Genomic DNA, 19,955 nt, shown 5'->3' with positions numbered 1-19,955 from the left:
TCCGCGATGACCGACGACCTTCATCCCCAACGTGCCGCGCGTCTCGCCGCCGTCGATGGCTCGGTGCCGCTGCGACGCCGCACCCTGCTCTCGGCCGGCCTCGGCCTCGCGGCGGCGGTCGCGCTACGTCCGGCCCGCGCTGCGTCCGCCGTCCGGATCGGCTACCAGAAATACGGGTCGCTGGTCCTGCTGAAGGGCCGCGGAACCCTCGAAAAGGCGCTCGCGCCCCTCGGCTACGAGGTCGCGTGGTCGGAGTTTTCCTCCGGTCCGCCGCTGCTCGAGGCGCTGAACGCCGGGGCGATCGACCTCGGCTCCGCCGGCGAGGCGCCGCCGATCTTCGCCCAGGCCGCCAACGCCGACCTGCGCTACGTCGGCACCGAGCCGCCGGCCCCGCGGGGCGAAGCGATCCTGGTGCCGAAGGACAGCCCGATTCGCGCCGTCTCGGACCTGCGCGGCAAGACCATCGCCTTGAACAAGGGCTCCAACGTCCACTTCCTCGTGGTGCGCGCCCTGGAGAAGGCCGGCATCGCCTACGATGCGGTCAGGCTCGTCTTCCTCTCGCCGGCCGACGCGAACGCCGCCTTCGTGCGCGGCTCGGTCGACGCCTGGGCGATCTGGGACCCCTATCTCGCCGCCGCCGAGCGCTCGACCGGTGCGCGCATCCTCGCCGACGGCACCGGGATCGCACCGAACCGCCAGTTCTACCTGTCGCGCCGCGCCTTCACCGAGGCGAGCCCGGACATCGTGTCCGCGATCCTGAAGGCGATCGCCGAGGTCGACACCTGGGCCGCCGGCAACGGCGGCACGGTCGCCTCCGAGCTTGCGCCCTCGGTCGGCATCCCGGCGCCGGTGCTCACGGTGGCGCTCGATCGCCTGTCCTACGGGGTCGCGGCCCTCGACGCGCAGACGATTGCCGACCAGCAGGCGGTGGCCGACGCCTTCCACGCCCTCGGCCTCCTGCCGAAACCGATCCGGGTCGCGCACGCCGTCTGGGCCCACCCGCAACGCAAGGCCGAGATTCGATGAGCGCCACCCCCTCCCGCATCCGCGACGCCGCCGTACCCTGGCTGCTGCCGGTGACGATTCTCGTCGGCTGGCAGGCGGCGGTCTCGGCCGGCTTGGTCTCGAACCGCTTCATGCCGGCGCCGCTCGACGTGATCCGCGCCGGGATCGAGGCCGGCCGCACCGGCGAGCTCTGGACCAATCTCGGCGTCAGCACGCTGCGCGCGCTCGCCGGCTTCGTGGTCGGCGGCGGCATCGGCTTCGGCCTCGGCCTCGCCAACGGGCTCTCGCGCCTGTCCGAGCGCCTGACCGACACCTCGGTTCAGATGGTGCGCAACGTGCCCCACCTGTCGCTGATCCCGCTGGTGATCCTGTGGTTCGGCATCGGCGAGGAGGCCAAGCTGTTCCTGGTGGCGCTCGGCGTGTTCTTCCCGATCTACGCCAACACCCTGCACGGCATCCGCTCGGTCGATCCGGCTCTGGTCGAGATGGGCCGCGTCTACGGCATGTCGAACGCCGAGCTGTTCCGCCGCGTGGTGCTGCCGGGCGCGCTGCCGTCGATCTTCGTCGGCCTGCGTTACGCCCTCGGGATCATGTGGCTGACGCTCATCGTCGCCGAGACCATCTCGGCCTCCTCGGGCCTCGGCTACATGGCGATGCAGGCACGCGAGTTCATGCTGGTCGACGTCGTGGTGCTGGCGATCCTGATCTACGCCGCGCTCGGCAAGCTCGCCGACGCGCTGACGCGGCAGCTGGAGCGCAGCTGCCTCGCCTGGAACCCCGCCTACAGGAGCGCCTGATGCTGCTCGACGCCCAACTCCGCGACAAGCCGCCGGCGCGGGAACCGGACACCGGCGCGCGTGCGCTGTCCCAGGGGGAGAGGGTCGCGACGCCCTCGGGCAGCGCGCAACCTTCACCCCGATCCTCCCCCGACCGGGCGGGGGAGCAACGCGGCATCGCGGTCACCGTCCGCGACCTCCACAAGAGCTTCGACGGCAACGCCGTGATCGCGGGGCTCGACCTGTTCCTGCCCGCCGGCGGCTTCACGGCGGTGGTCGGCCGCTCCGGTTGCGGCAAGAGCACCCTGCTGCGCCTGATCCTCGGCCTCGAGACCCCGACCTCCGGGCGCATCGGCCTCGACGAAGCCGAGGCCGGTCCGCGCCGGTCTCAGCGGCCGCGGCGCATCATGTTCCAGGAGCCGCGGCTGCTGCCCTGGGCCCGCGTGGTCGACAACGTCGCCGTCGGACTGTCCGGCACCGGCACCAAGGCCGAGCGTCGGGCGCGTGCGCTCGCGGCCCTCGAGGAGGTCGGCCTGGCCGACAAGGCCGGCGTCTGGCCCGCCACCCTGTCCGGCGGCCAGCGCCAGCGCGTGGCGCTCGCCCGGGCGCTGGTCAGCGGACCCGGCCTGCTGGCGCTCGACGAGCCGCTCGGCGCGCTCGACGCGCTCACCCGCATCGGCATGCAGGACCTGATCGAGCGGATCTGGCGGGCGCAGGGCTTCACCGCGCTCCTCGTGACCCACGACGTCGCGGAAGCCGTGGCGATGGCCGACCGCATCCTCGTCGTCGACGAAGGCCGCATCGCCCTCGATCTGCGGGTCGACGTGCCCCGGCCGCGCCGCCGCGGCGATCCCGACCTGGCGCGGCTCGAAGGCCGCATCCTCGAGCACCTGCTCGGCACGCCCTCGGCGGCCTGAGCCGACACGGAGACCTTTCGATGACCGCCTCGACCGACGGAAAGACCGACGTCCTCTGGTTCCTGCCGACGCACGGCGACGGCCGCTATCTCGGCGCGTCGGAGGGCGCGCGCGACGTGTCGCTGAGCTATCTCCGCCAGATCGCGCAGGGCGCCGACGCCCTCGGCTATTACGGCGTGCTGCTGCCCACCGGCCGCTCCTGCGAGGATTCCTGGGTGATCGCCTCGGCGCTTGCGCCGCTGACGCAGCGCCTGCGCTTCCTCGTCGCAGTGCGTCCCGGCCTGATGGAGCCCTCGGCGGCCGCCCGCATGGCCTCGACGCTGGACCGGATCTCCGATGGGCGCCTGCTGATCAACGTCGTCACCGGCGGCGATCCGGTGGAGCTGCGCGGCGACGGCGTGTTCCTCGACCACGACGCGCGGTACGCGGTGACCGACGAGTTCCTCCACATCTGGCGCGGCCTGATGGCCGGCGAGACCGTCTCGTTCACGGGCAAGCACCTCTCGGCGGAGAACGGCCGGCTGATCTTCCCGCCGGTGCAGAAGCCCTATCCGCCGCTCTACTTCGGCGGCTCGTCGCCGGCCGGCATCGACGTGGCGGCCGAGCATTGCGACGTCTACCTTACCTGGGGCGAGCCGCCGGCCGGCGTCGCCGAGAAGATCGCGACCGCGAAGGCGGCCGCGGAGGCGCGCGGCAAGACCTTCTCCTACGGCATCCGCCTGCACGTCATCGTCCGCGAGACCGAGGGCGAGGCGTGGGCGGCGGCCGACCGCCTGATCTCGAAGCTCGACGACGCCACCATCGCCAAGGCGCAGGCCACGCTGAAGCGCCAGGATTCGGTCGGGCAGAGCCGGATGATGGCGCTGCACGGCGGAAGCCGGGACAAGCTTCAGGTCTCGCCGAACCTCTGGGCCGGCGTCGGGCTGGTGCGCGGCGGTGCCGGCACGGCGCTGGTCGGCTCGGCCGATCAGGTCGCCGACCGGATGAAGGAGTACATCGATCTCGGGATCGACCGCTTCATCCTCTCCGGCTACCCGCATCTCGAGGAGGCCTACCGCTTCGCCGAGCTCGTCTTCCCGAAGCTGCCGCTGCGCGCCACCACCGGCATCGGCCCCTCGAACGCCCGCAACGACGGCCCGTTCGGCGAGGTGATGGCCAACGACATCGTGCCGACGCGGCAGGTCGCGGCGCACTGAGAACCACGCCGGGAGGGGCCGGATCGCAGCGTCTCCGGCCTTCTCAAGCTCACCGCGCCATGCTATCCGGCGCGGATCGCGGGTGTAGCTCAATGGTAGAGCAGCAGCCTTCCAAGCTGAATACCCGGGTTCGATTCCCGGTACCCGCTCCACCCCTTCTGTAGATCATGTCGACGGTCGCGACGCCTGCCATTTACGGTTCGGGCGCTACCAGGTGACTGCGTTGAAGCGCTCGATCAGGCGCGGGCCGTCCCAGACCTCGATCACCCGGCCTTCGGCGAGCGCGAGCGCCTGCGCGATGGCTTCGTCGTCGCCGAATGCCGGCAACGGGTGAAGGCTCTTCGCGCCGTCGCGGGCGGTGATGACCGCGTGATAGCGCGGACCTGCGGGGGACGCCCTGCGGCTGCGGGCGATCGCGACCGGCGCCTGCAAGGTTTCGTCCTGGATCGCCTCGCTCACGCCCGTATCCCGCTTCTCGGCCATCCGGTGTGTTCTTGCTCGCGCATGGCCATGGACGACATCGTGTCGATCCGCGCCCGCGAGCGCCGGCCTCGGCACGATGGCTCCGCGGCGGAAGAGATCAACGCGCCAACCGTGACGTGTTCGAATGACGGGCGAGCGCAACCGTCACGCTAAGTTGCCGGCGCAAGACCGACACCAACATGGGTTAAATTCGCCGCGCGTTCTGGGTGCGCGCCAGCGACCCGGACGACGCCGAGCGAGCGGTCCCGCCCAAGCATCGCTACGGCGAGCGATGCGACCGCCTTCGGGGCGCAGACGGGTTCGTGACGAGTCCGGCCACCGTGTCGAGCCCGATGACGAGCGGGATCGGGCGATCGCCGATCGAGCAACCGCCGGCGGGGCCATGGCGCTGCAAGCGGACGGCTCGATCCTGGCATAGCACCGTCGCGAATGGCTCAGCCGAATTGCATGATCCGGCATTCGCGGAGGGGGTGCGGGTAGGGCGTCGGCGATCGGCGCTGCGTTCAGGACGCCGGCGCCTGCCGATCTTTCGATCCTCGATCCGATACGGCTGCCGTCGGCAGTTCGCGCTCGACGAACGTCTGCTCGACGCAGGCATGCATCGCCTCCGCCGCTGGCGAGGGATCGACGACTGAAACGGGTATCGCGTGCAGAAAACTTGAATCGTGGGGCACCGCCCGTCGCCCGGTTCTCGGGGGCGACGGGCGGGTCCGGGTTCAGGCGGCGGCGATGCTCGCCTTGACGATCTTGTCGGGCGAGCGCGGCGGCTCGCCCTTGTTGATCGTGTCGACCACGTCCATGCCTTCGACGACCTTGCCCCAGACGGTGTACTGCTTGTCCAGGAAGCGGGCGTCGTCGAAGCAGATGAAGAACTGCGAGTTCGCCGAGTGCGGGAAGTTGGTGCGCGCCATCGAGCAGGTGCCGCGGGTGTGCGGCTCGGCGTTGAACTCGGCGTTCAGGTCGGGAAGGTCGGAGCCGCCCGAGCCGGTGCCGGTGGGATCGCCGGTCTGCGCCATGAAGCCGTCGATGACGCGGTGGAACGGCACGCCGTCGTAGAAGCCCTGGCCGGCGAGCGTCTTGATGCGCTCGACGTGGTTCGGCGCGAGGTCGGAGCGCAGCGCGACGACGACGCGGCCCTTGGTGGTCTCGAGGACGAGGTTTTCGGTGTCGGCCATGTCGGTCTCCAGGTTGTTCAGGGCGGGGGCGCTGCGCCTGGCTGCGGCGCGGCGGGGTGATCGGTGGCCGTCATCCGGGTCGGTTCGCGGTGACCTTCCGGTAGACGAAACGTAGGGCGACGGGACGCCCGGCGATCGCTCGGCCGAGGCCGGGCGTGATCTGGGCCGGCAGGCAACGGTTCAATCCGTCGATCGTCGCATGCACCAGGGTCGGGCGCGTCTTCGGACCGACGCCCCTCGCATACGTGATCCGCGGCGGCCCGAGCAAGCTTCCGTCGCGCCGGAGCGACAGCCGCGCGGTGATCTCGACGTTCGACGCATCCTCGAGGATGGCGGGCGGGCGCCAGCACGCCACGAGGGCGGGATAGAGCTCGGCCAGGGTGTTCGGGCGCGGAACCGGCTTCACCGCGAGCGGGACGACGATCGTCGCCCGCAACGTCTGCGGCAGGCTCAGCGGATAGCCGGGGCCTTCGCCGTCGAACGCGTAGCCGTAGAACGGCTGGGCGCCCGCGGCGGCGGGCACGAGGGCGACGAGGAGGGTCGCCGACGCGCGGCGCAGGCCCCGCATCGCCGCTTACTTGGCCTTCTCGGCCAGCTGCATCTTGACGATCTTGTCCGGGTTCTGGACCGCGCCGCCGGCGGCGCCAGGCGCCGCCTTCTTGATCTTGTCGACGGCATCCATGCCGTCGGAGACGAGGCCGACCACGGTGTACTGGCCGTTCAGGAAGGACGCATCGCCGAGACAGATGAAGAACTGCGAGTTGGCCGAGTTCGGATCCGACGAGCGCGCCATGCCGACGGTGCCGCGGCGGAACTGCGCCGAGGAGAACTCGGCCGGGATGTCGGGCAGGCTCGAGCCGCCGGTGCCGTTGCCCTTCGGGTCGCCGGTCTGGGCCATGAAGCCGTCCATCACCCGGTGGAACTTCAGGCCGTTGTAGAAGCCCTGGGCGATCAGAGTCTTGAGCTGCTTGACGTGCTTGGGCGCGATGTCCGGGCGCAGCTCGATCGTGACGCGGCCGTCCTTGGTGTCGAGGTAGACGGTGTTGGCGTCGGCGGCGCGGGCGGCGGGGGCCCCGAGCGTAAGGGAGAGCGCGAGCGCGAAAACGGCGTTGCGGCGGTTCATGGGGATCGTCTCCTTGAGAAGCGTTGGGGGCTCAGCTGCGGCTCGCGAAGCGGGCCGCGAGGCGTTCGGCAACTTGGGCCGGCACGAAGGGCGAGACGTCGCCGCCCATCGCGGCGATCTGCCGGACGAGCGTCGCGGTGATCGGGCGGACCTGGATCGAGGCCGGCAGGAACACGGTCTGGACTTCGGGCGCCATCGCGCCGTTCATGCCGGCAAGCTGCATCTCGTAGTCGAGATCGGTGCCGTCGCGCAGGCCGCGGATGAACAGGCTGGCGCCGCAGCGGCGCGCCGCCGTCACGGCGAGGTCGTCGAAGGTCGCGATCTCCAGCTCCGTCCCCTCGGCGGCGGCGAGCGGCGCGCAGGTCTCCGCGAGCAGCTCAGCCCGCGCCTCGGCGGAGAAGAGCGGGGCCTTGCCGGGATGGACGCCGATCGCGATCACGAGGCGCGGCACCAGCCGACAGGCTTGGCGGACGACGTCGAGATGGCCGTTGGTCACCGGATCGAAGGAGCCGGCATAGAGCGCGGTGCGGTTCATGCCCGCAACGCCCTAGAGGATTTTCGTGACGAACGGAACCGCCGGCCCCGGCGAATGGACCGCCGGCCGGAAACGCGAGGAAGGGCGGAAGCGCTTCCGCTCCCACCCTTCCGGTCGATCTCGATCGATCCGGGCGACCCGCCGCCCGGCGCAGATCCTAGTACGTGCCGAACTTGTAGTTGATGCCGGCGCGGGCGAGGCTGCCCTCGGTCGAGAGGCGCGAGATGTAGCCGATGCCCGGCGTGCCGGCGGGGCCGACATTGGCGACGAAGAGGTTGCGACTCCCGAGGTCGTAGCGGAGGTACTCGCCCTTGATCGTGACCGCGCTGGCGCGGAAGAAGTTCAGGAACGACTCGGTCGGCAGCGCGTACTCGATGCCGCCGCCGTAGGCGTAGCCGGTCTCCATGCTGGAGCGGCGGGCGGCGTAGGTCACCGGAGCGCCGGTCTGGAACGTGACGGACTGGGTCACGTCGCCGTAGGCGAAGCCGCCGGTGCCGTACACGAACACCCGGTCGAAGGCGTAGCCGATGCGGCCGCGCACGGTGCCGAGGTAGTTCAGCTCGGTGCGGTAGCTGTTGGTGAGGACGTTGGGGTTGAAGGCCGGGTTGAAGATCGTCTCGGTGCGGCGGCGCTGCAGGTCGGTGTACTGCGCGTCGGCCTCGATGCCGACGACGATGCCCGAGCCCGGGGTGAACTGGTAGTTGTAGCCGATCTGGCCGCCGCCGGTGAAGCCGTCCTGCGGCAGCGGCACGCTCGAGCGGCGCAGGCCGCGGTCGACGTTGAGCTGCAGCGCGCCGATGCCGGCGGTGCGGACGTTGTCGCGCTCGGAGAAGGCGTAGCCAGCATTCGCGCCGAGGTAGAATCCGGTCCAGGTGAAGACCGGGACGGGCGTGAACACCGGCGGCGGGGCCCGGCGCGGAAGGTCGGCGGCGCCGGCTGAGGCGGCGAGGGTCGCCGAGGCGACGGCGGCAAGGGCGAAGGACTTCAGCACGGGCGGCATCCGGGGTTGGGGACTGACGTTGCAGACCAGTAACCCCGCCGCCTCACCTTGAATATGACTTCGCGGCAACACTCGGAAACATCGTTAGTCCAGTCGCGACGATGCTTTCGTCAAATGTATACGCTACGTTTATCCCGGAAAAATCATCCCACGCCGGGCATCATTTTTTCTAGCACGCGCAAAAAGCCGGTGCCAAAACTCTGCAGGACGACTGGATCCGCCGCCCTGCAGGGCCTCCGCCTCACGCCGTCTCGTCGATGATCTCGCCGCCTTCGTCCTCGCCAGCGATGTGCTCGACGGAGACGACGCGCTCGTCCTTGGCGGTGTCGAACACGGTCACGCCCTGCGAGGCGCGGCCGACGACGCGGATGTCGTCCACCGGCACGCGGATGAGCTGGCCGGCATTGGTCACCAGCATGATCTGGTCCGCCGCCTCGACCGGGAAGGAGGCGACGAGGTTGCCGTTGCGGGCGTTGACCTCCATCGCTTTGATGCCCTTTCCGCCGCGTCCCGAGGTCCGGTACTCGAACGAGGAGGTCCGCTTGCCGTAGCCGCGCTCGGCCAGCGTCAGAACGAACTGCTGGTTGGCGCCCATCTCGGCGTAGCGCTCCTGCGACAGCAGCGGCGCATCGGTGGCGGCCTCCTCGGCATCGGCGTCGCCGGCCTCGGGTGCGGTGTCGCCGATGACGGCGCGCTGCATCTTCAGGAAGCCGACGCGCTCCTCGGGCGTCGCGTCGAAGCTGTTGAGGATCGTCATCGAGATGACGCGATCGCCCTTGCCGAGGCTGATGCCGCGGACGCCGGTGGAATCGCGGCCCTTGAAGACGCGGACGTCCTCGACGGGGAAGCGGATGCACTGGCCGAGCGCGGTGGTCAGCAGCACGTTCTGCTCGGGGCGGCAGATCTCGACGTGGACGATGTGGTCGCCCGGATCGAGCTTCATCGCGATCTTGCCGTTGCGGTTCACCTGCACGAAGTCGGACAGCTTGTTGCGCCGGACGCCGCCGGACGCGGTCGCGAACATCACGTCCAGCGTGTCCCAGGACGATTCGTCCTCGGGCAGCGGCATGATCGTGGTGATGCGCTCGGCCTGATCCTGCAGCTGCAGGATGTTGACGAGCGCCTTGCCGCGGGCGTTCGGCGCCGCCATCGGCAGGCGCCAGACCTTCTCCTTGTAGGCCTGGCCCTGGCTGGAGAAGAACAGCACCGGCGTGTGCGTGCTCGCCACGAACAGGCGGGTGACGAAATCCTCCTCGCGGGTGGACATGCCGGAGCGGCCCTTGCCGCCGCGGCGCTGGGCCCGGTAGGTCGAGAGCGGCACGCGCTTGACGTAGCCGGCATGGGACACGGTGACGACCATGTCCTCGCGCTGGATCAGGTCCTCGTCGTCGACGCTCGAATCGTAGTCGAGGATCACCGTCCGCCGCGGAGTCGCGAACTGGGTCCGCACCTCGGCGAACTCGTCCTTGACGATGGTCTGGATGCGCTGGCGCGAGCGCAGGATGTCGAGGTAGTCGGCGATCTCGTCGGCGAGCGACTTCAGCTCGTCGCCGACCTCGTCGCGGCCGAGCGCGGTCAGGCGCTGCAGGCGCAGGTCGAGGATCGCGCGGGCCTGCACCTCCGAGAGGCGGTAGGTGCCGTCGTCCGCCACCCGGTGGCGCGGGTCGTCGACCAGGGCGATCAGCGGGGCGATGTCGTGGGCCGGCCAGTCGCGGGCCATCAGCGCCTCGCGCGCCGAGTTCGGGTCGGGCGAGGTGCGGATCAGCCGGATCACCTCGTCGATGTTGGCGACCGCGATCGCGAGGCCGCACAGCACGTGGGCGCGCTCGCGGGCCTTGTTCAGCAGGAACTTGGTGCGGCGGGAGACGACCTCCTCGCGGAAGTCGATAAAGGCCTGGAGCAGGTCCTTCAGGTTCATCAGCTCGGGGCGGCCGCCGTTCAGCGCCACCATGTTGCAGCCAAACGAGGATTGCAGCGGCGTGAAGCGGTAGAGCTGGTTCAGCACCACCTCCGCCATCGCGTCGCGCTTGATCTCGACGACGATGCGCATGCCGTCGCGGTCGGACTCGTCGCGCAGGTCCGAGATGCCCTCGACGCGCTTCTCCTTGACCAGCTCGGCGATCTTCTCGACCAGCGTGGCCTTGTTCACCTGATACGGGATCTCGGTGAAGATCAGCGCCTCGCGCTCCTTGCGAAGCTCCTCGACGTGGGACTTCGCCCGCATGATGATCGAGCCGCGGCCGGTGGCGTAGGCCTGGCGGGTCCCGGCGCGGCCGAGGATCGCCCCGCCGGTCGGGAAGTCCGGGCCGGGCACGATCTCGGTGAGCTGCTCGATCGTCAGCCCCGGATCGTCGATCAGCGCGATGCAGGCGTCGATCAGCTCGCCGAGATTGTGCGGCGGGATGTTGGTCGCCATGCCGACGGCGATGCCGCCGGCGCCGTTGACGAGCAGGTTCGGGAACCGCGCCGGCAGGACCGACGGCTCCTCGCGCGACTCGTCGTAGTTGGGCTGGAAGTCGACCGTGTTCTTGTCGATGTCGGCGAGCAGCGCGGTCGCCGGCTTGGCGAGCCGCGATTCGGTGTAGCGCATCGCCGCTGCGGGATCGCCGTCGACCGAGCCGAAGTTGCCCTGGCCGTCGATGAGCATCAGCCGCATCGAGAAGTCCTGCGCCATGCGGACCAAGGCGTCGTAGATCGATTGGTCGCCGTGCGGGTGGTAGAGACCGATCACGTCGCCGACGATGCGAGCCGACTTGACGTACTTGCGCTCCGGCAGGTGCCCGCTCTCGTAGGCGGCGAACAGGATGCGCCGGTGCACCGGCTTGAGGCCGTCGCGCGCATCCGGCAGCGCCCGGCTCACGATCACGCTCATCGCGTAGTCGAGGTAGGACCGGCGCATCTCGTCGGTGATGGAGACGGGCTTGATGTCGCTGGCGGGCGGCGGCGTGCCGGCCCCTGTCTCGTCGTTGTCGGCCAAGGGCTTTTATCCGTGTGGCGAAGGCCCCGCGTCCGGGGCCGTTGTCAGGTGCATCCCACGCCGAAGCGCCGCGCGCGGCGCGACGTGGGGGAAGACGAATGATATCAGACGGTTAATTATTCCTCCCGTCGCACCGGCGCAAGCACCCGATCCCGGCCCGTCCGCCGCCTTTTTCGCGACCGCGAGCGACGCCTGCAACCGCAGGATCCCCGCGCGTTCCCGCCTTGCGCCGGCTCCGGCCAAGCTCGCGCCCGAATGCCGCCGCGCGATCGGCAGGGTTTGGGTGCGGTGCGGGGAACAACAGCTGGGCCGACCGCTTCTGTGACAGACGTGGCTGTTCACGCCCGGCACCGTTCCGGGGATCGCCCCCGCGCGATCCGGACCGACCCGTGAGCCCCGAACGATGAGGATGGTGGCCCGATGCGGCGCACGCACAACATGGCCTTCGGCGCCGAGATCGCGGACCAAGGCGTCCGCTTCGCGCTCTGGGCCCCGACGGCACGGGACGTCGTGCTGGTGGTCGACGGGACGGATCACGCGCTTCCGGATGCCGGCGAGGGCTGGCGCCGAACGACCGTCCCCGGGGTCGCGGCCGGCGCCCGCTACGGCTTCCGCGTCGACGGCGACCTCGTGGTGCCCGATCCCGCCTCGCGCTTCCAGCCGGACGACGTGTCGGGCCTGTCCGAGGTGATCGACCCGGCCGCCTTCGCCTGGAGCGACGACGCGTGGAAGGGCCGGCCGTTCGAGGAGGCGGTGATCTACGAGACGCATGTCGGCACCGCGACGCCGGAGGGCACCTATGCCGGGCTGCAGAAGCGGCTGGCCGACCTGAAGGCGCTCGGCGTCACCGCCATCGAGCTGCTGCCGCTCGCCGACTTCAAGGGCACCCGCAATTGGGGCTACGACGGGGTGCTGCCCTACGCGCCGGACGCCGCCTACGGCCGTCCCGACGACCTCAAGCGCCTGATCGACGCCGCGCACGGGCTCGGGCTGATGGTCTACCTCGACGCGGTCTACAACCACTTCGGGCCGGCCGGGAACTATCTCCACGCCTACGCCAAAACCTTCTTCACCGAGCGGCACCGGACCCCGTGGGGCGCGGGCATCAACTTCGACGGCAAGGAGAGCGGCCACACCGTGCGGCAGTTCTTCATCCAGAACACGCTGTACTGGCTCGAGGAATACCATTTCGACGGCATCCGCTTCGACGCCGTCCACGCGATCCTCGACGATTCGCCGACGCACTTCCTGGCCGAGCTCGGCGAGACGGTCCGCGCGGCCTTCCCCGATCGCCAGATCCATCTCATGCTCGAGAACGAGGCCAACCAGGCCAAGTGGCTCGAGCGCGACGGCTCGGGCAAGCCGCTCCAGCACGACGCCCAGTGGGCCGACGACCTGCACCATTGCTGGCACGTGCTGCTGACGGGCGAGGATTCCGGCTACTACGAGAGCTTCAGCGACAAGCCGGTCGAGCGGCTGGCGCGCTGCCTGTCGGAGGGGTTCGCCTATCAGGGCGAGCCGTTCAAGACGCTGGGCGACCATCCGCGCGGCGAGCCCTCGGCCCACCTGCCGCCGACCGCGTTCGTGACGTTCCTGCAGAACCACGACCAAGTCGGCAACCGCGCGCTCGGCGAACGCCTGAGCCAGCTCGCCGATCCGAAGAAGCTCGATCTGGCGCGCGCCGGGCTCCTGCTCAGCCCGCAGATTCCGATGCTGTGGATGGGCGAGGAATGGTCGGCCTCGACGCCGTTCCTGTTCTTCGTCGATTTCGCGCCGGACGCGGAGCTGAACAAGGCCGTCCGGGAAGGGCGCCGCAAGGAGTTCAAGAGCTTCGCGGCCTTCGCCGACGACACGTCGGTGATCCCGGATCCGACGGAGGCCGAGACCTTCGAAGCGTCGAAGCTCGACTGGTCCGAGCGCGAGCGCTCGCCGCACCGGGAGGTGCTGGCCGAGACCACCCGGCTCTTGGCCCTGCGCCGGGACGTGGTGGTGCCGCTCGCCAAGTCCGGCTATCGCAACGCGAAGGCGGTCCTTCCCCGCGCCGACGTGGTCGACTGCACCTGGTCCTACGCGGGCGGGACCCTGCGGTTCGTCGCCAATGTCGGCGATGCGCCGTTCTCCGTCGAGGCCGGCGACGACACGCCGGTCTGGACCAATGCGCCGGACGGCACCGGTGCGACTCTGCCCGCCTGGACGGGTGTATTTCTGACGAAAGCGGCCCGATGAGCAGTGCACTGCAACGCCTTGCCGACCTCGCAGGCATCGCCGACGGCTACGTCGACGCCTTCGGCAAGCCGGTCGAGACCGCGCTCGAAGTCCGCCGCAGCATGCTCGCGGCGCTCGGCTTCGCGGTCGGCACCGACGAGGAGATCGCCCAAAGCCTCGGCGAGGTCGAGGCCCTGCGCAACGGCCTGATCCCGCCGCTGCTGCCGGTCGAGGCGCGCCGCGCGGTGCGCGTTCCGGTGCGCGGGGAGGGGACGGCGGTCTGGCGCCTCGTCGACGAGCGCGGCAACGCCCGCGAGGGCCGAGCAACCCTGTCCAGCGATACCGCCGGGTTCGAGCTGCCGCCGCTGACGCCGGGCTACCATCACCTCGCTGTCACCCTCGGCGACCGGACTGCGGAAGCCTGGATCATCTCGGCGCCGCAGCGCTGCTGGCGTCCGCGCGCCTATGCCGACGAGGGCGCCAGCGATTGGGGTCTCGCGGCCCAGCTCTACGGCCTGCGCTCCGACACCAACCTCGGCATCGGCACCTATGCCGACGCGGGTCAAGCGGCGCGCGATGCGGGCCTGCGCGGTGCATCGTTTCTCGGCCTCAGCCCGGTGCACGCCCTGTTTGCCGCCGACCGGACCAAGATCTCGCCCTACTCGCCGTCCTCGCGCCTGTTCCTCGACACGCTGTTCATCGCACCGACGAGCATGCCGGGCTTCGTCGGCTCGCGGGCGGAAAGGCGTCTCGCCGAGATGGCGCCCCGCGTCGAAGCGTTGCGCGTCGCCGCGCTGGTCGACCACCAGGGCGTGTGGGACGTGCTCTCGCCGGTGCTGCAGGACTTCTGGGCGGAGTCGGATGCGAGCCGGGGCGCGGATGCGGGCTTCACGGCCTTCCGGGAGGAGGGCGGCGAGGATCTTCAATCGCACGCCACGTTCGAGGCCTTGTCCGAGCACTTCAAGGGGCGGGGCGCCCAGTGGCTCGGCGACTGGCCGGAGGAATTCCGGCGCGCGGGAACGGACGCCGTCGCAGCCTTCGCCGACGAGCACCGCGATGCGGTGTCGTATCACGCCTGGCTCCAGTACCTCGCCGACCGGCAGCTCGCAGACGCGTCCGAGCGGGCGCTCGCGACCGGCATGCGCATCGGCCTCTACCGCGACCTCGCCGTCGGCGCAGACCGTGGCGGCTCGGAGATCTGGTCGCATCCCGAGCGCTTCGCCGACCGCGTCTCGATCGGCGCACCGCCGGACCTGCTCGCGCCCAAGGGCCAGGATTGGGGACTGCCGGCCTTCGATCCGCTCGAGATGGAGCGCGACGGGCTCGCCGCCTTCCGGGCGCTGGTGCGCGCCAACATGCGCCATGCCGGCGCGATCCGCATCGACCACGCCTTCCAGCTCGCCCGCCTGTTCCTGATCCCGCTCGGCGGCGGCGCGAAGGACGGCGCCTACGTGGCGATGCCGTTCGAGCCGATGATCGCGGTGCTGCGCCTGGAGAGTCATCGCAACAAGTGCCTCGTCATCGCCGAGGATCTCGGCACCGCGCCGGAGGGCTTCTCGGACGCGCTGATGCAGGCCGGCATCCTCAGCTACCGGATCCTGGCGTTCGAGCGTGAGCAGGACGGGCGGTTCAAGGCGCCCGAGGCCTATCCCCGCGACGCGCTGACCGCGATCACCACGCACGACCTGCCGACCTTCGTCGGCTGGTGGCGCGGGGTCGACACCGACACGCGCCAGTCCCTCGGCCTCTACGACGCCGAGCGGGCCGAGGCGGAGCGCAACGAGCGCGTCACCGAGCGCCGGCGCCTGTCCGAGGCGCTGGCCGCGCAGCAGCTCATCGTCGGCGCCGAGCCGCCGGACGCGGCCCCGTTCGAGGCGGCTGCGCGCTACCTCGCCCGCGCTCCGTCGATGCTGACCGCGGTGCAGTACGAGGACGTCGTCTCCGAGCTGAGCCAGGCCAACGTGCCGGGCTCGACCGAGGGCTACCCGAACTGGCGGCGCAAGCTCGACCGCGACCTCGCCGCCATCGCCGCGCCGGGCGGCCCGCTGGCGAAGCTCGCCGCCGCCCTGTCGGCCGAGGATCGCGGCCCACGCTCCGGTGCCGCCCGCCTGGCGACCGCCCCGCCGCGCGCGACCTACCGCCTGCAGTTCCACAAGGACTTCACCTTCGCCGACGCGGAGAAGATCGTCCCGTACCTGGCGAAGCTCGGGATCAGCCACGTCTACGCCTCGCCGCTCCAGAAGGCCCGGCCCGGCTCGACCCACGGCTACGACATCGTCGACCACGGCGCGATCAACCCTGAGCTCGGCGGCGAGGCCGGCTTCGTGCGCCTGTCCGACGCGCTGCGGGCGCACGGGCTGAAGCTGCTGCTCGACATTGTCCCCAACCACATGGGCGTCGGCGGCGCCGACAACCCGTGGTGGCTGTCCGTGCTCGAATGGGGCGCGCTCTCGCCCTTCGGCCATGCCTTCGACATCGATTGGGAACGCCTGGGCGCCAACCGCAACCTGGTGATCCCCTTCCTCGGCGAGCGCTACGGCGAGGCGCTGGAGAACGGGAACCTCGAGCTCAAGTTCGACGCGGTCGCCGGGGCCTTCAGCGTCTGGCACTACGAGCACCAGTTCCCGATCCGCCCGCTGAACTACCCGACCATCCTCAACCGGGTGCTGGCGGCGCTCGGCGACGTGGACGAGGAGGCGCAGGGCGAGCTGCTCGCCATCTCCGAGCGCCTGCGCACCATGGGCGCCGAGACCGACGCGAAGCGCCGCGTCGCCTTCCCGGAGGAGGCGGAAGGGCTCAAGCAGCGGCTCGCCGCCGTCTGCGCCGCATCGCCTGAGATCCGAGCCGCGATCGACCGCAGCCTCAAGCTGCTCAACGGCTTCAAGGGCCGCCCGGACAGCTTCGGCCCGCTGCACCGGCTCCTGGAGAGCCAGGCCTATCGCCTCGCTCATTGGCGCGTCGCGTCGAGCGACATCAACTACCGGCGCTTCTTCGACGTGAACTCGCTGGCGGGCCTGCGCGTCGAGCTGAACGACATCTTCCACCGCTCGCACGAGACCGTGTTCCGGCACGTCCGCGAGGGGCGGATCGACGGGCTGCGCATCGACCACATCGACGGCCTGGCCGACCCGCAGGGCTATGCGCGGGCGCTGCAGGCGGCCGTCGGACCGGGCTTCTACGTGGTGGTCGAGAAGATCCTGGAGCCGGGCGAGAAGCTTCGGCCATGGCCGGTCGCCGGCACCACCGGCTACGACGTGCTGAACCACCTCGACGGCATCCTCGTCGACCAGGGCAAGCGCGGCAAGATCAAGCGGCTCTACGAGTGGGCCACCGGCTTCGACGAGCCCTACGGCTTCCAGCTTCGCGCCGCGAAGGCCGAGATCCTTGAGATCAGCTTCGCCAGCGAGCTCGAGGTGCTGACCACCGACCTCAAGGAGATCGCCGATGCCGACCGGCGCACGCGCGACTTCTCGGTCAACGCGATCCGCCGGGGGCTCATCGAGATCATCGCGCGGTTCCCGACCTATCGCAGCTACCTGCCGCCGGATCTCGACGAGAGCGATGTCGAGGCCGAGGACGTTCGGCTGATCGAGGGCGCGGTCGCCAAGGCCAAGCGCTGGTCGGCGCTGCCGGACCGCTCGGTCCACGACTTCGCGGCCGCCGCGCTCATCGGCCGGATCGAGACCTCCGGGCCCGGACGGCCGGACCCGATCGTGATCCTGCGGTTCCGCCGCCGTTTCCAGCAGCTCACCGGCCCGGTGATGGCCAAGAGCCTGGAGGACACGCTGTTCTACCGCTACGCGATGCTTCTCGGCCTCAACGAGGTCGGCGGCGATCCCGGCGAGTACGGCCTCGACGCGGACCACTTCCACGCGCTCCAGGCGGCGCGTGCCCGCGACTGGCCGAACGCGATGATCACGACGGCGACCCACGACACCAAGCGCGGCGAGGACGCGCGCTCGCGCCTGCTCGCCCTGTCCGAGCTGCCGGAGGAATGGGCCCGCGCCTGGGACCTGTGGCGCACGATTGCCGTCCCGCACCTGACGACCATTGACGACGAGCCGGCGCCGGACGCCAACGACCAGTGGATGTTCTTCCAGGCCATCCTCGGGGCGTGGCCGCTCGAGCTGCTCGATGCCGACGAGCCGAATGCCATCGAGGATTTCCGCAAGCGCCTGACCGCCTACAGCGAGAAGGCGATGCGCGAGGGCAAGCGCAGGTCGAGCTGGGTCAACGTCGACGAAGCCTACGAGGGTGCGGTCGCCAAGCTGTTCGAGGCGCTGATCGCGCCGGGGTCCGAGTTCCTGGCCAAGCTGCGGCCGTTCGCCCGGCGCCTCGCCCATCTCGGGATGATCGCCGGCCTCGGCCGCACGGTCCTCAAATGCACGCTGCCCGGCCTGCCGGACGTGTACCAGGGCACCGAGTTCTGGGACTTCTCGTTCGTCGATCCCGACAACCGCCGGCCGGTGAACTACGCGGCGATGGAACGCGCTCTTGCGGACCAGGGGGTGCTGCCCGAACTGCTGGCGCATTGGCCGGACGGACGGGTGAAGCAGGCGACCCTGACGCGTCTGCTCGCCGACCGCGCCGCGCGTCCGGCGTTCTATGCCGAGGCCGACTACCGGGCGATCGAGGCGACGGGGCCGCGTGCGGACAACGTCGTCGCCTACCTTCGCTCCGACGCGAGCGCGGACGGCGACATCTTCGTCGCGGTCCCGCGACTGGTCGCCGGACTGGTCACGGACGCCGCCTGGTCGGGGGCGGGGTTCGCCGGCACGACGGTCGATCTCGGCGCGGGCACGTCCTGGCACGACATCGTCACGGGGGCCGGCTACGACGGCTCCGCCGATCTCGGAGCGTTGTTCTCCGCGCTGCCCTACGCCGTCCTCCGGCGCCGGGCGTGATCCGAGCGTGCCGCGCCGCATCCGCGGGCACGGCACGCACCCGGCATTCGGGCGTTAGTCGATGACGCCATCCAACAACTCGAGGCCAGCATGAACGCACCGACCACCGCATCGAGGAATGCCGCAGCGGATGCGGCCGCCCCCGTCGCGCCGCCGGCCGGCCTCGCGACGCGGGCCTCGGACGCGCGCATCCAGGGGCCGCGGATCTACAACCTGTTCCCGCTCCTCGTCGGGCGGGTCTCGGACTGGACGGCCGAGCTGCCGCGGATCGCCGCCCTCGGCTTCGATTGGGTCTACCTGAACCCGTTCCACGCCACCGGCGGCTCGGGCAGCCTTTACGCCGTCGCCGACCCCGAGCGGCTGGACGATCGCTTCCGCGATCAGGACGGCACCTCCGACGACGATCAGATCCGGTGCTTCTGCACGGCGGCCGAGGCCATCGGCCTCTCGGTGATGACCGACCTCGTCATCAACCACACCGCCAACGACGGCCGCCTCGCCCGCGACAGGCCGGACCTGTTCGTGAAGGAGGCCGACGGCTCGATCGCCAGCCCGGCGGCGGTCGATCCCGACGATCCGTCGATCCGCACCGTCTGGGGCGATCTCGCCGAGCTCGATTACCATTCGGAGGGCCCGCGCAGCGAGCTGACCCGGATCTGGGACGCCTACATCGCCCATCTCCAGAGCCTCGGCGTCGCCGGCTTCCGCTGCGATGCGGCCTACAAGGTCCCGCCGGAGACGTGGCGCGCCCTGATCGGGCAGGCGAAGGCGCGCGAGGCCGGCTGCCTGTTCGCCGCCGAGACCCTGGGCTGCACCTTCGAGGAGGCCAAGGCCACCGCCGGCGCCGGGTTCGACTACCTCTTCAACTCGTTCGCGTGGTGGGACCTGAAGAAGCCCTGGGCGCTGGAGCAGTACGAGCGCCTGCGCGTCATCGCCCCCTCGATCGCGTTCCCCGAGAACCACGACATGCCGCGGCTCGCGGCCAAGGTGTCGGGCGGCCCGGAGGCCGTCGCCGCGCAGCTGCGCAGCCGCTACGCCCTCGCCGCGTTCTACTCGGCCGGCGTCCTGATGCCGATCGGCTACGAGTGGGGTTATCGCCGCGCGGTCCACGTCGTCGACACGACGCCGGCCGACCGCGAATCCGAGACCGGGATCGACATCTCGGCCTATGTCGCCGCGATCAACGCCCTGCGCGCCGAGCTTCCGGCCGCCAACGTCGAGGGCGCGCAGGCCCGGATCTCCGCGCCGGACGCCGATTTCGTCGCGCTCGCCCGCTACGATTCCGGCCATCCGGCCTCCGCCCGGCACGCCGTCATCCTGCTCTTCAACCCGACCGACAAGCCGGTGCCGGTCGATGCCGGGGCGCTGATCACCCGGACGGGCGGCCAGCTCGGGCCGTTCGTCGACCGCACGCCGGAAGCCGAGCCGATCGCCTTCCATCCCGGCAGCGCCATCGACCTGGCGCCGGGCGAGCTGCGCATCATCAGCGCCGTCGCGGCGGCCGTGACCAAGCTGCCGAGCCGCGGAACGCCGGACGGCACCGGCCGCGTCGTGATCGAGGCGGTGACGCCGGAACTCGACGGCGGCCGCTCTCCGGTCAAGCGCGTCGTCGGCGAGAACCTGCGGATCGAGGCCGACATCTTCTCGGACGGTCACGAG

General features: G+C 70.5%; 14 protein-coding genes and 1 tRNA gene. 8 read left to right on the top strand and 7 right to left on the bottom strand.

Annotated features, from left to right (window positions below):
• Window positions 1-6 precede the first annotated feature (6 nt).
• From MKK64_RS12340 to MKK64_RS12320, 5 genes are all read left to right on the top strand, one after another.
• Entirely contained in the window at window positions 7-1,026 is a 1,020-nt protein-coding gene (locus tag MKK64_RS12340) for a sulfonate ABC transporter substrate-binding protein (protein WP_243935183.1), read from the top strand.
• Window positions 1,023-1,802 carry an aliphatic sulfonate ABC transporter permease SsuC gene (gene ssuC, locus MKK64_RS12335; protein ID WP_243935177.1) on the top strand — a complete coding sequence of 260 codons (780 nt, stop codon included), beginning with the start codon at window positions 1,023-1,025 and terminating at the stop codon, window positions 1,800-1,802. The genes MKK64_RS12340 and ssuC overlap by 4 nt, the downstream gene beginning before the upstream one ends.
• Window positions 1,802-2,698 (top strand): ATP-binding cassette domain-containing protein, encoded by an 897-nt coding sequence (locus MKK64_RS12330; protein WP_243935175.1) that lies wholly within the window; start codon window positions 1,802-1,804, stop codon window positions 2,696-2,698. Before ssuC ends, MKK64_RS12330 begins: the two co-directional genes overlap by 1 nt.
• Window positions 2,699-2,718: 20 nt before the next feature.
• The gene (gene ssuD, locus MKK64_RS12325; RefSeq protein WP_147726638.1) at window positions 2,719-3,894 is read left to right on the top strand and encodes an FMNH2-dependent alkanesulfonate monooxygenase; all 1,176 of its coding nucleotides are present in this window, start codon (window positions 2,719-2,721) and stop codon (window positions 3,892-3,894) included.
• 78 nt (window positions 3,895-3,972) lie between these two features.
• A tRNA-Gly gene (locus MKK64_RS12320) sits at window positions 3,973-4,046 on the top strand.
• A gap of 55 nt (window positions 4,047-4,101) precedes the next feature.
• Here MKK64_RS12320 and MKK64_RS12315 read toward each other — a convergent pair.
• The 7 genes from MKK64_RS12315 to gyrA all read right to left on the bottom strand — a co-directional run bounded on the left by MKK64_RS12315 (window position 4,102) and on the right by gyrA (window position 11,187).
• Entirely contained in the window at window positions 4,102-4,377 is a 276-nt protein-coding gene (locus MKK64_RS12315; protein WP_243935174.1) for a hypothetical protein, read from the bottom strand.
• Window positions 4,378-5,093: 716 nt separating this feature from the next.
• The gene (locus tag MKK64_RS12310; RefSeq protein WP_147841843.1) at window positions 5,094-5,552 is read right to left on the bottom strand and encodes a peptidylprolyl isomerase; all 459 of its coding nucleotides are present in this window, start codon (window positions 5,550-5,552) and stop codon (window positions 5,094-5,096) included.
• Between the two features lie 70 nt (window positions 5,553-5,622).
• Window positions 5,623-6,120 carry a hypothetical protein gene (locus tag MKK64_RS12305; RefSeq protein ID WP_243935167.1) on the bottom strand — a complete coding sequence of 166 codons (498 nt, stop codon included), beginning with the start codon at window positions 6,118-6,120 and terminating at the stop codon, window positions 5,623-5,625.
• 6 nt (window positions 6,121-6,126) lie between these two features.
• Entirely contained in the window at window positions 6,127-6,675 is a 549-nt protein-coding gene (locus MKK64_RS12300) for a peptidylprolyl isomerase (RefSeq protein ID WP_243935165.1), read from the bottom strand.
• Window positions 6,676-6,706: 31 nt separating this feature from the next.
• A complete protein-coding gene (gene coaD, locus MKK64_RS12295; protein ID WP_147841845.1) occupies window positions 6,707-7,210 on the bottom strand; it encodes a pantetheine-phosphate adenylyltransferase in 504 nt (167 codons plus the stop codon).
• Window positions 7,211-7,367: 157 nt separating this feature from the next.
• Window positions 7,368-8,201: an outer membrane protein gene (locus tag MKK64_RS12290; RefSeq protein WP_147726649.1), complete on the bottom strand. Its 834-nt coding sequence runs from the start codon at window positions 8,199-8,201 to the stop codon at window positions 7,368-7,370.
• A 250-nt stretch (window positions 8,202-8,451) separates the two neighbouring features.
• The gene (gene gyrA, locus MKK64_RS12285; RefSeq protein WP_243935163.1) at window positions 8,452-11,187 is read right to left on the bottom strand and encodes a DNA gyrase subunit A; all 2,736 of its coding nucleotides are present in this window, start codon (window positions 11,185-11,187) and stop codon (window positions 8,452-8,454) included.
• 420 nt (window positions 11,188-11,607) lie between these two features.
• Between gyrA and treZ the strand changes: the two genes are divergently transcribed.
• The 3 genes from treZ to MKK64_RS12270 form a co-directional block, all read left to right on the top strand.
• On the top strand, window positions 11,608-13,413 hold the full coding sequence (gene treZ / locus MKK64_RS12280; RefSeq protein WP_243935162.1) for a malto-oligosyltrehalose trehalohydrolase: 1,806 nt from the start codon (window positions 11,608-11,610) through the stop codon (window positions 13,411-13,413).
• Window positions 13,410-18,296, top strand: coding sequence for a malto-oligosyltrehalose synthase (locus MKK64_RS12275; RefSeq protein WP_243935160.1), 4,887 nt, complete (start codon window positions 13,410-13,412; stop codon window positions 18,294-18,296). Before treZ ends, MKK64_RS12275 begins: the two co-directional genes overlap by 4 nt.
• A 90-nt stretch (window positions 18,297-18,386) precedes the next feature.
• Window positions 18,387-19,955 (top strand): maltotransferase domain-containing protein (locus MKK64_RS12270; RefSeq protein ID WP_243935157.1); only part of this gene is annotated, 1,569 nt, incomplete at its 3' end.

Origin of the sequence: Methylobacterium sp. E-025, from assembly GCF_022829705.1 — a bacterium.
GTDB lineage: Bacteria > Pseudomonadota > Alphaproteobacteria > Rhizobiales > Beijerinckiaceae > Methylobacterium.
The sequence above is the reverse complement of the archived record's forward strand: the minus strand, read 5'-3'. Positions and strand labels throughout refer to the sequence as shown.